We start from the raw sequence: 13,124 nt of genomic DNA, 5'->3' as shown, positions 1-13,124 counted from the left end.
ATTAAATGCTCTACGAGTAACGGTTGCCAGTTGAGCGCCATCAATTAGTGATAGTGTTGCAGCATTAATGTCGATATTGCCTCCCTGACCTACACCCCCTGCTGACACCGTACTAAGGATAGAAGCATTACTAGCCACTGAAACAGCATCAAGTGCCCGTACTGTCACATTTCCCCCATTCCCAAGTCCCGAAGTTGAGGCAGTTAGTTGAGCGCCGTCTCGTAATGAGAAGTCACCAGAATCGATAGTAATGTTACCTCCATTGCCAACTGTCCCCGTTTCCACACTGCTACCAATCGCACTAAAAAAACCATTTTTCTCCCCAGCAATATCAACAGTACCTGTAACATTAACATTGACATTCCCCGCATTCCCCCGTCCTGCTGGCTGGGTATTAGATGCTTTACGAGTAGCGGTTGCCAGTTGAGCGCCATCAATTAGTGATAGTCTTGCAGCATTAATGTCGATATTACCTCCCTGACCTACACCCCCTGCTTCTACTGTACTAAGGATAGAAGCATTACTAGCCACTGAAACAGCATCAAGTGCCCGTACTGTCACATTTCCCCCATTCCCAAGTCCCGAAGTTGAGGCAGTTAGTTGAGCGCCGTCTCGTAATGAGAAGTCACCAGAATCGATAGTAATGTTACCTCCATTGCCAACTGTCCCAGTTTCCATACTGCTGAAAATTGCACTTTTAAAACCATTTTTCTCCCCAGCAATATCAACAGTACCTGTAACATTAACATTGACATTCCCCGCATCCCCCCGTCCTGCTGGCTGGATATTAAATGCTCTACGAGTAACGGTTGCCAGTTGAGCGCCATCAATTAGTGATAGTTTTGCAGCATTAATGTCGATATTGCCACCCTTACCTACACCCCCTGCTTCTACTGTACTGAAGATGCCAGCATCTGCAAGGTCAACAGCATCAAGTGCCCGCACTGTCACATTCCCTGCATTTCCTTGTCCAAAGCTTGAGGCAATAAGTTGAGCGCCATCAATTAGTGACACTTTTGCAGCATTAATGTCGATATTACCTCCCTTACCTACACCTCCTGCTGACACTGTGCTGAAGATGTAAGTATTACTAGCGGCTGTAAAAGCATCAAGTGTCCGCACTGTCACATTCCCCGCATTCCCAAGTCCCGAAGTTGAGGCAGTAAGTACAGCGCGATCGCTTAACAAGAAGGAACCAGAATCGATAGTAATGTTACCTCCATTGCCAACTGTCCCCGTTTCCACACTGCTACCAATCGCACTAAAAAAACCATTTTTCTCCCCAGCAATATCAACAGTACCTGTAACATTAACATTGACATTCCCCGCATCCCCTCGTCCTGCTGGTTGGGTATTAAATGCAGCACGAGTAATGGTTACTAGTTGACTGCCATCAATTAGTGATAGTGTTGCAGCATTGATGTCGATATTACCTCCCTTACCTACGCCCCCTGCTTCCACTGTGCTGAGGATGCCAGCATCTGCAAGGTCAACAGCATTGAGTGCCCCCACTGTCACATTCCCTGCATTCCCTTGTCCAAAGGTTGAGACTTCAAGTTGAGCGCCATCGCGTAATGAGAAAGAACTAGAATCAATAGTAATGTTACCCCCATTACCAACTGTCCCCAAACGCACAAGATTCTGAACACTACTCCCGCCAGCAACTTTGATTTCTCCAGTAGCATTAAGCGTGATATCTCCTGCAACTGTTTCAGATGTCCCTAAACCTTGCCCAATACCACCGCTTAAAATACTTCCTCCTAAAATCTCTAGATTCTTGGAATTCACTGCAATATTACCGCCACCAGCACCTTCTACATATATCGCAGCTTGGTTAGTAAGGGATACCGAAGCTCGCGCAACATCCGCAGGAAATATCAAGCTGAGATTATTGCCGTCTACACCCAGCGTTAAACTACCAGGTTCGCCCAATCCTCCTAACTCAACTCGTCCACCAAAAGCATTTAATCGTCCCCTATCCATGCTGACATTACCACCCATCAGCAGTAAACTTTTTCCATCTGGCACTCGTAAACCAAATGCATCAAAGCCTGCTGGATCTTTTCCTGCGGGTACAACTGAATTATTTTGAATTGTTGCGTTTTGATTAATCTGATTAAATAGCAATGCTGAAGGATTAATAGTCAACAATGGTGAAGGGATATTTTTCTCAGTTGCGCTAAAAAATCCGACATTTCCAAATTGCAGTGCATTCGCTGTACTCGCTACAAAAGAACCACCAATATTTAATTGAGCATTCTGACCAAATACAATTCCATTGGGATTAATTAGAAACAGGTTAGCTGTACCATTAGCCCGAATCAACCCATCAATATTAGAAGCCGATCCACCCGTTACCCGACTGATAATATTTTGAATATCCGCAGCATTATTAAATATTGCAGTGCCGCCAGTGAGGACAGAAAATTCCCCAAAACTGTGGAATAAGTTGCTTCCAGCTTGGGTTCCCCCTTCAATGGTACTGATGTTATTTTGTGTTGTAACTCTCGAATTATTGGGTAGAGTGCTATCGGGGGTAATTTGGGCAAAAGCGCAATTAAAAGGGAAAGCGAATGTCTGCAATACACCTTCGCCGATCGCACTACCCATCACCAACCAACTTCCCAGTGCGAATTTCCAGCACCAATGCTGCCTACATCGCGTCATTTTAAACATTGCAACCCTTGAATAACTAGCAAGTACACTACACCCTCTTATAAGGATAGATAGAAAACCCACAGTAGGATTGCGAGAAATAATTACGAATAGTTACAATGCAATGCCTGCGGTGGTCACTGAGCTTGCCGAAGTGCGGGCTACGCCAACGCACTAAATGTCTGCAATCAACCTTGCCTTCCTCAAAAAGAATTGCATCACAGTCTCTTCTCTAGAAATAATATCGACTGTACCCTCCATTCCTAATTGGATAGCACATTGATGTTTTTCCCTACCTAGAGAAAGGCTTTCTGGCTCAATTGTTACCCCATAGAATGTACCAACGGCTGCCATCTTTTGGCTGGCAGATGTTGCGGCACTGGCATTAGCAGCATTCCCAACAGGTGCAATCGCATCCGGGGAAATCGTCTTAACCTTGCCTTTGAGAGTACCATAATCTGGATAAGGACAGGCAGAAACCCGCATTTGTACCGTTTGACCTTGTTTTAACTTATTTTTATCTTGAAGTGCGATCGCAGCCTTAACTTCCAAGGGAGCATCACTGGGGACAATTTGGGCAATTTCCTCTCCAGCAGGCACTGTTTGACCGGAGTTTCGCAGATTTAATTTAGAAATAATCCCGTCTGCTGTGGCAGTAATCACAGCCTGGTTGAGGTCGATATTTACTTGTTGGAGTTCGCGGGTGTCGCGTTCTAGCTGTTTTTGAATTTCAATTCGTTGCTGGATTAAAGCAAGGCGTTCTTTATTTAAAGTAGCAATGTTAGCTTGACCGGTAGCTTTTTCTTGAGCAATGCGTTGAGAAGCGATCGCTACTTGTGCATTACTAGGATTAAGAGCAGTTTGGACATTTTGCAATTTAGCTTTAGCTGCTTGGAGAGCTTGTTCTTGCTGGCGAACAGCTAGTTGTGCTTCCTCATATTGATCTTGAGACAAGGCTCCGGCTTTGGCTACAGTCTCATAGCGATTTCGCTTTGACTGGGCAGCTTTGAGACTAGCATCTGCGGCTTTGACATTTGCAGATGCTTCTTCCACATCAGTAGCAGTAGTAATAAGTTTATCTTGATAGTCCCGGCTACGACCGCTTAATTCAGCTTCAGCGCCAGCGATAACACGGTTGACACGCTCAGTTTCAGCTAAAACTTGGTTATTAATCGCATTAATCTGGGCATTAATTTGAAAAAGTTGTAAACGACTTTGCCCAATGCTACTTTGCAGTTGGCTCTTTTTAGTTTCTAGCTTCGAGTTGTCAATAGTAGCAATCACATCGCCTTTTTTGACAACTTGATTCTCTGCAACAAAGACACGCATTACCTGACCTTCCGTAGCAGCTTGAACGAGCCGTAACTCACCAGCAGGACGAACAACAGCCTGTCCTTTAACAGTCACTTTATATTTGGTAATAGAGGCGAGTGGAACGCCTAATCCCACAGCACAGACAAGAACTAGTCCGCCCCAAGTAGTCCAACGACCAAGTGGCGGGAGAAACTCGTTGTCTTGAATTGGGGGCAAGTAGTCTGAGTTGGAATAGCTAACCATGATGATTGAACTTACGTATTGACAAATTAGACAGACAATGTAATTAAATTCAAAATTCAAAATTCAAAATTCAAAATTCAAAATTTAAAATTAAGAAAGCCAGACATCACAAAAGCTGAAAGCTTCTGCGGATTAGCGTAGGGTAATTTTGCGTACTTCTATTTCGGCGTAAGCGTAAGGGTCAGTCTCGTATTTATTAGCAGATAAGTTTTTGTTCGCACACACAGTGTTGGTGTTGCCATAAATATCAGTTTTTGAACAAGCTTGAATATATATGCCTGCCTTGAAGTAACAGGAACCGATAATACCCGTCAGCTTTACTGTACCAGTACTACTGGTTACACCTGAACGTAGGTTTTTATAGGTGACGTTAACATTGCCACCGGATGTAACAGCAATGTCGATGGTCATCGGATCGCCGATTTTATAGGTACTGTCGAGAAGCTTGGTAGTAGTGTCGTTGTTAAAGCGGGCTTCAAGCTTGCCGATGTCCGTCGAGCCGTTGGCAAAGGAAGGGCCGAAGTACTTCACCATCATCAGGTCGTTTTCTGAGTCATGGATCTGGGCGATGGTGGCTTCCGGCTTTTTCGTGGTGGTGTGTAACAGAGTCTGTTCCAGGTACATGCCACGATCGATATTCTTACAGTTCCAGGCAGCGGATTCCGTTCCATCACCCTGCATTTCACGCAGTTCAGAACGGGCGTAAGCAGTATTTGTGCTTGTACGTGCGCCGCCAGCGATCGCTTTCAAAAGCACACCATTCTTCGCAGCATTCAGACGAAAATATTCTGAATTACTGTATGTCTTGAGTTGCGGCTGCTTAATTTCCGTTGCCTTGTTGGAGTTGGGCGGGGAATTCAAGCTGATTGGCAGGGTGATCTTCCACTTGCTTAGATCAAGCACATCGGCCGGGTATTGAGCGTTACCACTGCTCTCACCAGTTGAGGAATTTGAAGTACCACTGCTTTCACTAGTTGAGGAATTTGAAGTACCACTGCTCTCACCAGTTGAGGGATTGGAAGTACCACTGCTCGTACAGCCATTGGTCGAACCCAGGGAATTAATCTTCAATTCGTCGATACGCAATCTAGAATCGTTATCACCCACGATCTCGATCGCGTTGGCGGCTTGGTCGTCGACGTTTTGCTTGTTTTCATTGCCCTTGCCAGAGGTTTTACTGACCACAGTAGTCCAAGTTGCACCATTGTCCTTGGAAAGCTTTACGCTGTAGGTATACTTGTTCGTGCCGTACCAGTTAAGCACCAGATCGTCTACGCGCTGGCAGCTATTGAATCTCGCAGTTATGGAAGCACCATCGGCGTCAGCCTCCCAGTGGGTATTCTTATTTTTGTCAATAGCGTTGTCCGCAACAAACGAACCACTAGTAGATGTGGCAGTAGCATCGCTGAACGATACAACGGCAGACAACGCGACAGAAGCACTACCGATGATTGCAGCCGAGACAGCGATCGTAAAATACAGCTTTGAAAATTTTCTATTCATTCTTTAACCTCTGTTGAATGTTGAACAATGAGTTGTTATTTAGATGCATGGATGATATTTTTTGTCAATGTGTAAGTCATAGATGATTTTATTTGCTGATTGCGCTGAATTTGCCGTTAGAGTGATTGGAAGATTTAGCTACTAAACCATTTGTAAATAGATCAACACCGTCTAAGAAGTCTAAGTGTTCACCAGGTTGATGGCGCAGAGCCTCTGGAGTGCCTTGGATTTTCAAACGCCCTTCTTCCATCTGTACAATCCAATCAGCGCGCCCAATCACTTTGGGGCGATGGCTAATCATAATTGTGGTTTTGCCCAGCCGATGGGATAGCAGTTTATCTAACAGTTTGGCTTCACTCACTGGGTCGAGAGCGCCAGTGGATTCATCTAAAATTAATATGGGTGGGTCAGTAACTATAGCTCTAGCGATCGCTAATCTCTGTCGTTGTCCACCAGAAAGATTCGCGCCAAATTCGCCTAAAACAGTTTGATACTTATCAGGCAGTTTACTAATAAACTCATCTGCACCAGCAATCTCGCAAGCTTGGACAATTTGTTCAAAGGCGATTTGAGGATAGCTGAAGCGGAAGTTTTCGAGAATTGAGCGACTCCAGAAGTGAGGTTCTTGAGGTACTAGCACCACCTGTTGCCGCAGACATTCCATTGAGAGGTCTTGCTGATTATAGATGCCATAGCGGATATTGCCAGATTGGAGGAAATATAAACCAGCAAGTAGTTTGGCGAGGGTACTTTTTCCACACCCGGATTTACCAATCAGCCCAATAACTTGACCGCCAGGGATAATCAGCGAAAAATCTTGCAGCAAGTCAACTCTACCTGCGTGGTGGAAATTAAGGTTGGTGCAAGTAATATCTATATTGCCCTTAAGTTCTGCCCAAGGCTTTTTCTCGTCTTTGTCGTCTTCTGGCGTAGCATCAATCACCTCCGTCAGGCGTTGGATAACAATCTGGGCAGTGATAAACTCATCAACTAAACCGATGACTGAACCTAAAAAGCCGAGAAAGTTGCCACTCATACCACTAAACGCCAGCAACTGACCGATGCTCAAAGTGCGATTAATCACCAGGTATGAGCCTAACCACAGTAAGGCAATACTAGTAAAAGTAGAAATAATATTAGTGATTGTGCCACTGTAAAGCCCCAGCTTCATCGTACTCCAGCCCAAGTTAGCCAGCCGACCATAATTTGCCTGATACTCTTGCCAAGCTTGAGGAGTGGCTTGAGTAGTTTTTAGCACCTGGACACCGCGAAAAGTTTCAACGAGAAAGCCTTGGTTTTCTGTACCCAAGACGATCGCATTCCGGGTTTTTTGGCGCAAAGCTGGGAGAAAAAGCAGGTTGACGAGGGTGACAATCAGAAAGGCTGCCAAGGAAGCCAAAGTCAGCCCCCAACTGTAAAAGAGCATGAAGCCCAAGGAAACCAAGGCGATAAAAAATTGGCTGGGTAAACCGAGGACAATTTGGGAAACTAGCTCATTGATATGATCCACATCGGCAATCCGGCTGACTACTTCCCCACTGCGTCGTCCTTCAAAATACGAGAGGGGCAAACGCAACAGTTGTCGCCCGTATTCTAGAATCAGTCCTAATTGCAGGCGTTGACCAAAGTGACCGATTAAGTGAGATTGTACCAAACCGATCGCACTGCTAAATAGACTCATAGCGATCGCACCAATTGCCACGACGGTTAGCAACTGGGTATCTCCCCGCACTAGCACGTCATCGGTGAGCAATTGCATCATTAAGGGAGAGACAAGCGAAAGTAGTCCGATGACAATATTAATTGCGATCGCTTGAATGAGAATAGCGCGATAGGGCAAAACCCGCATCAGATAACGCCCAAAGCCGCCAATTTTATCATCTGATTGCTGATAAAAGCGGCTGTCGTCTGGCGTTAGCAGCAGCATGATGCCATTGCCCCACCCTTTGAGCAACTCCTCGCGGGTGAGATAGCGGATGCCTACACCTGGGTCAGCAATTACATATTTTTTTCCCTTTTGCCCGTACAAAACTACCCAGTGGTAGCCTTTCCAGTGAATGATTGCTGGCAGAGGGGCTTTATTCAATTGATCGACCAGTTGTTGTGAGGCTTTAACTTGGCGAGCATTGAATCCTAAAGTTTCTGCACCCCGGCTCAAACCCAACAAGCTAGTTCCCCGCGATCCAGTACCAACTACTTCCCGCATTCGACTAATGGCAAAGGTGCGTCCGTAGTGTTTGGCGATCGTGGCTAGACTTGCAGCACCACAGTCTTCTTCACTGTGTTGTAGTACAGTTTGGTATTTCATAACTTAGAACTTACACATAGGAGAAAGTGAGTCGGGGCTTTCACCCCGACCAGAGCTAGTTTTCAAAATGTTAGAGGTATTGACTAAACGCAAAAATGAATAAGTAGGTCAACCTAATTAAATTGGAAAACTAAGAAAAATCGGGGTAGACCAATTAAAGTTTCAGCCCCACCGTGCTGCACAATTTCGGTTCTCTACGGGATTATTTTACACGCTGAACCGATGAGATCGAATCGTTAGGCAAGCCTATGTCAAAGTAAAGATTCGGATACTTTCCTACTCCTACTCGCCTAGACGTCCCCGTGAAATTTGCGCCTGTCCATAACAGCCATGTACCACGCTTAACTATAGCTGAGGTAGTTAGGTCATTTGCGGTATCACCTACATTCCGGACGTTTTTGTTTGTAGCTACTATCCGCCCCCTAAATTTGTCGCCATTGTAAAGTTCTAAGTCCGCACCACCTTCGATGACGGCTCCTTCTTCAGGAGTTAATTCTGTAAATAGTTGTTGATCGGAACTACAAATTGCTTTGTCGGTATTGAACATTGTTTTTCTCCTATTAAGGTCTGAATTGTTCTACAAAAATTGTTAAAATTCCTTGTTATTTGTGCCCAGACCAAAGAACAAGAACTGTTACCGGAAGATTAGAGTTATAGTCTTTGAATACCAGTCAATGAGTCGTTTCAAAGACCAAACGCTTCGGGGGTAGGATATCTCCCTGGCCCCAGTACTTTAGAGGATGTTTGAAAAGTCATCTAATGTATGTTTGACTACTCTGGCTATTGAGAAGTTGAACGAGATAATGAAAGTTCTGGGACTTGCGATCGCTTCTCTGAGTTGCATTTTAGGCTCAATCTGACACTTTTCAAACAACCTCTTAGACCGCCCTTTATAACCACTATCTTCAAATATCGTCCAGCTTTGATTTTGTCTACTTGACTCTAAGTTAATTTTATAAACCCAGCTGAAGTTTTCAAGACGCGCCGGGTGAATTCAGCTGACACCCATCCTGCTCGTCCTAAGAGTTTGCGGAACCCGTTCGTGACCTTAGCTGACGCGTTAAAGACCGCGCCAGGCTGGAAAGAGCCGATCTTGTCGGACTTGGTGGTGGGACGCTCACGAATATTCAACCTGGTGGTGACTCCTTCCGTAGTGTACTGAAGGCCTCCCTCGACGGTAGCTGCTGCTTCGGGAGTCAACTCGGTCAACAATGGTTCCTGTTGAATAGTGTCCATCTCAATTTGTTTTAAGTTTTCTTTGGTGCTTAACATTGTGTTTTCCTTCATTCGAGATTGATGTGGAATTAGCGATGTCTTGTCTAACTCCATTGAAATATTCTGATATTAACTTGATAAAAGCAATAGGTTTAAAGTGATTTTTTACACATAACTCAAGTACTTATGTTTTCATTATTTAAATTTTTAAAATTTCAAGTTAAAGGTATTTTTTTCTTGTAATTTAAAGTGTTTTGACGCTCTAAGATACTCCAAGTCACCCACCTTGATACTGAAGCTATATCTTTGATTTCATCGTCACTTTTTTATCGCTGCTTTTGACCAGTCACAGGATTAACGCCTGAAAAGCCTAACTTATGACCATTGACATAATGATTATGAAGTTTTATAACAAGTTGCAGAATTCATAGACTTTTGATTCCGATAAGTAAGCAGAGGTTCGCAAAGAAGCTAAACGAACTTCCAAAGAGTGCAAGTTCTACCAGGGGGAATCGTTATGGAAAATTCAGGTCTTTGTTTAACACCCTTTCAGCGCAGATACCTACTGAAAAGCTTAGAAACCGACTTACGTGCAGAATACCGCCGTCGCATTGAAATTATGCTGCTTTTCGATGCAGATGAATCTTAGGCTCAAATCTGTGAAGCTTTGGGATGTTCTCAAGAGACTGCACGCTACTGGATTACGATCGCACAAACAGGACAAGCTCACAAATGGAGCGATCGCTTGATGGAACGACCTAAAACTGAGCAATACGTCGCTCGCCTGAAAGAATTGGTAAATCATAATCCGCGCCTTATTGACTATTCATCCACGCGTGAATTTTTTGCCAAGTCCTGTTCTTGCGCCACTGTCGATAGTAATGATAGACACTCTTCCAGTTGGGAAAGTTATTTGGAAGCAGAGATAGTATTTGCTTGTAGCCAATTTTGATAAAGATATTCTAATACTTGCTCTCGACTTTCACTGAATTCAACAGGGAACCACTTCTCAATTCTGAGAATGTGATAACCCAGTTTTGTATTTATTGGCCCAATCACCTCGCCTTCTTTTGCTTGAGAAATAGCTTGTACAATCTCTGGTATTAATTCTGAAAGAAAGCGAATACCAACAAAGCCACCATTTTGTTTAGACTGTTTACCTTTGGAATACTCTAGTGCTAAAGCACAAAAGGACTCATTTGATTCTTTAATTGCATAAATGACTTTCTTAGCCTCTGTTAAATCGCTGACTAAAATCTGAGATAAGGCTACACGTTGATAATCGTTACGATTACTCAGATAATGACTATCAACAGCATCTCCAAACAGATATTCTTTTAACTTTTTCGTAAGTAATTCTAATCTAGTACCTTTAGACCAATCATCTACAGTAATTCGTTGTTGTTGCAGCCAAGCCAAGGTTTCAGAAACTCCTAGTAATTTATGTTCGAGCCGAAATGCATCTCCGGCTGTTTGCAATTCTTCATCAGTAACAGTTAAGCCAAACTGTTGACAGATATTTAAAATAAATGCATTCCGTTCAGCTAAAACTGCATATTCAGCTATTTTGTGAGAATAGCGCAGGTAAGCAATTATATCTTCATCTGTTGCTAGAGCAATTTCTGGCACGGACACTAATTCTATGTTTTCTAAAGTTTTTGTCATTGTTTTGTTCTCTTGTAAAAGTTGATTTGGATAAAATTATTGCTGTTTAGCTGCGATAAATCAGTTTTTCAGAGGGAATTTCGGAAGTTGTTAGTTGATTGCGATGTAATTCGCCGTAAAGATTCATGTATTCAACTTCAGCAGTTGTTAGCTTACCTTGCTGAACGCCAGCGATCGCTGCATCAATTTCTTCGCGTTTAGTCAAACCTGTTAAACAAACATCAACACAGTTCTGCGTTAACGAATATCGGTATAAATCAGGAACAGTAGGCCGCCAGCATTTTTCAGGTAAACTAACCGGAGCATCCCAAAGTGCGCCTGAGTGAGAACCTGTAGATTTGAAGGTGACGATACCTGGTCGAGATGGATCTTGCGCTTTCAATTGATTAAATATTTGACTCTGAGCAGAGCGATGTGCAACATTGTGTCTGACCATCACCACATCTAATAGGTCGTTATGCAAGCATTGTTGCGCCAAATCAATATTATGAAACGAAGCACCAATATAGCGGACGGCTCCCATTTTCTTGAGTCTTTCGGAAGCGCCAAACATTCTTTCAATGGTGCGCTGATAGACGCTATTGCTGCCTCTTAAATCAGGAGAAAGCTGCAAGCAATTCTGTAAAACTGACCGATCGTTAGAACCAATCCAGCCCCAGAACAACACATCAATATAATCAATATTTAGCTCTACAAATTGATCTAATAGAGCGGCTAGCGCCATTTCTGGACTTTTGATATAAGTCACAGTTGCCAGCACCACTTTCTCTCGCACTGAGGAGCCACGTCCACAAAGCTGGCGCAATGCTCCAGACATCGGACTGTAAAGATAGTGGTGCAAATCGCTAGAGTAGAAAAAGTAGTTAATTCCTCTGTCAAAAGCGTAAAGGGTATCTTCGCTAGAGATGCTACCGCCACCACCTAGACCGAGACAACTGACTGTTAAATCAGTCCGCCCTAGTTTGCGGTAAAACGGTAAATCGGACTCTGGGAAATTATTTATTACATGACTAACTTCACTGACTGAGGCTACTTTAGGCAATGCAAGATCGGTTAGTTTCATTGGTCTAAAGGGGTATAGATGTCAAGAGAGTTGGCATTTAGGTAAGAATGCTGCCAATCAATCCCTAGAAGAGAGAAGTGCTGATGGATAGCTGCCATCCGACTTTGGGGCGATTCATCACCTGTAGCCCGTGCTTCTAGCAAGCCATTGGCAACAATTTGGCAACGGTTCATCCCAAAACTCTCTACAGCAGCAAATTTGCAATCTGGTTCTTCTGCTAGTGCAAGTCCAGGGGCAAGTAACTTTGTGAACAAGGGTACTTCGGTGCGGAAATGCGTAGGCGAAGCCCGCCGTAGGCATCGCTTTTCTGCATAAACATTTTTTAGCACTTGCCGGATCGCTTCATAATTACTTTTCTCAAAGTAGAGAACCCCACTGTCATAGCGTCCGTAATCAGAAGGGTTGTATAGAACTTTAAAGGTGAAGGGAATTTTGATTTGATTCAGTTGCCGTGTCAGGCTTTCCATAACAGCGATCGCACCTTCGGGTGTCAAGTTAAAGTAAACTCTAACTATCTGAGGATGAGTATCTGGCCCTGCATCGCTAACAGCCATGTAAAATCCGTTTTGAACTAAATTACGAGGCATACGGATAGCGACTATGTTGCCTACAAATGCGGATTGCTCAGTAAGTTTTAAATGGCGATCGCGCTCAATATGCAAAGTCAATCCGCCTTTGGTAACAGCGAGACTCCCATCACTTTCTTGGTGCAGTACAGACCAACCTGGGTCGAAATAGCCTTCGCCAGTATTGCTTTTATGTAGGCGATCGTAAAACTCTACGTCTACTCCCAAAAAAGTATTGTTTTCTAGATTCTGATGAAGCGCTAGATCGGGTGAACTTGCATCTTCTGCTAGGGCATCTTTCATAGAACCGTTGTAATAGATACCGTAGAGAAAACTTTGTAGTTGTAGGCTCAGATACTTATTCTGAAGCTCCAAAGGTATTCGTTGAAAACGAATTACTACCTCAGCAGGAATTTCAAAGGCTTTGTAAGCTGGATGGCTAATACAAAAGTCAGGCTTGATTTGAACATTGTTGGCTATGTCTTGCAGAGAATCTAGCACACAAGTTGATAGTGAACTTTGAGGAGAATCTAGTAGTTGCATAATGTTTTAGTTAAACAATAAAAAGGTAGTACCGCTTCGCGCAATTACG

Annotated in this window: 10 protein-coding genes; 1 reads left to right on the top strand and 9 read right to left on the bottom strand. The window is 43.7% G+C overall.

Annotated elements, in window-relative coordinates:
- From RM049_RS05830 to RM049_RS05805, 6 genes are all read right to left on the bottom strand, one after another.
- The coding region (locus RM049_RS05830; protein ID WP_322703507.1) for a filamentous hemagglutinin N-terminal domain-containing protein at window positions 1-2,676 on the bottom strand (2,676 nt) is incomplete at its 3' end.
- A 153-nt stretch (window positions 2,677-2,829) separates the two neighbouring features.
- Complete coding sequence (locus RM049_RS05825) at window positions 2,830-4,212, bottom strand: HlyD family secretion protein (RefSeq protein ID WP_322703506.1); 1,383 nt, start codon at window positions 4,210-4,212, stop codon at window positions 2,830-2,832.
- Window positions 4,213-4,344: 132 nt separating this feature from the next.
- Complete coding sequence (locus RM049_RS05820) at window positions 4,345-5,715, bottom strand: polysaccharide lyase family 7 protein (RefSeq protein WP_322703505.1); 1,371 nt, start codon at window positions 5,713-5,715, stop codon at window positions 4,345-4,347.
- A gap of 88 nt (window positions 5,716-5,803) precedes the next feature.
- Window positions 5,804-8,023, bottom strand: coding sequence for a peptidase domain-containing ABC transporter (locus tag RM049_RS05815; RefSeq protein ID WP_322703504.1), 2,220 nt, complete (start codon window positions 8,021-8,023; stop codon window positions 5,804-5,806).
- A gap of 202 nt (window positions 8,024-8,225) precedes the next feature.
- Complete coding sequence (locus RM049_RS05810) at window positions 8,226-8,570, bottom strand: beta/gamma crystallin-related protein (protein WP_322703503.1); 345 nt, start codon at window positions 8,568-8,570, stop codon at window positions 8,226-8,228.
- 395 nt (window positions 8,571-8,965) lie between these two features.
- A complete protein-coding gene (locus tag RM049_RS05805) occupies window positions 8,966-9,295 on the bottom strand; it encodes an SH3 domain-containing protein (RefSeq protein WP_322699557.1) in 330 nt (109 codons plus the stop codon).
- Between the two features lie 460 nt (window positions 9,296-9,755).
- Between RM049_RS05805 and RM049_RS39215 the strand changes: the two genes are divergently transcribed.
- Complete coding sequence (locus RM049_RS39215; protein WP_416212616.1) at window positions 9,756-9,887, top strand: hypothetical protein; 132 nt, start codon at window positions 9,756-9,758, stop codon at window positions 9,885-9,887.
- A 260-nt stretch (window positions 9,888-10,147) separates the two neighbouring features.
- Here the strand turns inward: RM049_RS39215 and RM049_RS05795 are convergent, their stop codons facing one another.
- Genes RM049_RS05795 through RM049_RS05785 form a run of 3 tightly spaced genes read right to left on the bottom strand, consistent with a single transcriptional unit; the run spans window position 10,148 to window position 13,075 of the window.
- Window positions 10,148-10,903, bottom strand: a complete 756-nt coding sequence (locus RM049_RS05795; RefSeq protein WP_322703502.1) for a peptidylprolyl isomerase — start codon at window positions 10,901-10,903, stop codon at window positions 10,148-10,150.
- A gap of 46 nt (window positions 10,904-10,949) precedes the next feature.
- Window positions 10,950-11,966 carry an aldo/keto reductase gene (locus RM049_RS05790; protein ID WP_322703501.1) on the bottom strand — a complete coding sequence of 339 codons (1,017 nt, stop codon included), beginning with the start codon at window positions 11,964-11,966 and terminating at the stop codon, window positions 10,950-10,952.
- Window positions 11,963-13,075 (bottom strand): T3SS effector HopA1 family protein, encoded by a 1,113-nt coding sequence (locus RM049_RS05785; RefSeq protein WP_322703500.1) that lies wholly within the window; start codon window positions 13,073-13,075, stop codon window positions 11,963-11,965. The genes RM049_RS05790 and RM049_RS05785 overlap by 4 nt, the downstream gene beginning before the upstream one ends.
- Between the last annotated feature and the right edge of the window lie 49 nt (window positions 13,076-13,124).

The organism is Nostoc sp. DedQUE04 (assembly GCF_034530995.1).
Lineage (GTDB): Bacteria > Cyanobacteriota > Cyanobacteriia > Cyanobacteriales > Nostocaceae > Nostoc.
This window is presented reverse-complemented; position numbering and strand designations above follow the sequence as displayed.

What these genes read in the sequence shown, in the direction of transcription:
- RM049_RS39215 (WP_416212616.1), top strand. Translation starts at nt 9,756, where the DNA reads ATGGAAAATTCAGGTCTTTGTTTAACACCCTTTCAGCGCAGATACCTA.
- RM049_RS05785 (WP_322703500.1), bottom strand. Translation starts at nt 13,075, where the DNA reads ATGCAACTACTAGATTCTCCTCAAAGTTCACTATCAACTTGTGTGCTA.
- RM049_RS05805 (WP_322699557.1), bottom strand. Translation starts at nt 9,295, where the DNA reads ATGTTAAGCACCAAAGAAAACTTAAAACAAATTGAGATGGACACTATT.
- RM049_RS05810 (WP_322703503.1), bottom strand. Translation starts at nt 8,570, where the DNA reads ATGTTCAATACCGACAAAGCAATTTGTAGTTCCGATCAACAACTATTT.
- RM049_RS05790 (WP_322703501.1), bottom strand. Translation starts at nt 11,966, where the DNA reads ATGAAACTAACCGATCTTGCATTGCCTAAAGTAGCCTCAGTCAGTGAA.
- RM049_RS05825 (WP_322703506.1), bottom strand. Translation starts at nt 4,212, where the DNA reads ATGGTTAGCTATTCCAACTCAGACTACTTGCCCCCAATTCAAGACAAC.
- RM049_RS05815 (WP_322703504.1), bottom strand. Translation starts at nt 8,023, where the DNA reads ATGAAATACCAAACTGTACTACAACACAGTGAAGAAGACTGTGGTGCT.
- RM049_RS05820 (WP_322703505.1), bottom strand. Translation starts at nt 5,715, where the DNA reads ATGAATAGAAAATTTTCAAAGCTGTATTTTACGATCGCTGTCTCGGCT.
- RM049_RS05795 (WP_322703502.1), bottom strand. Translation starts at nt 10,903, where the DNA reads ATGACAAAAACTTTAGAAAACATAGAATTAGTGTCCGTGCCAGAAATT.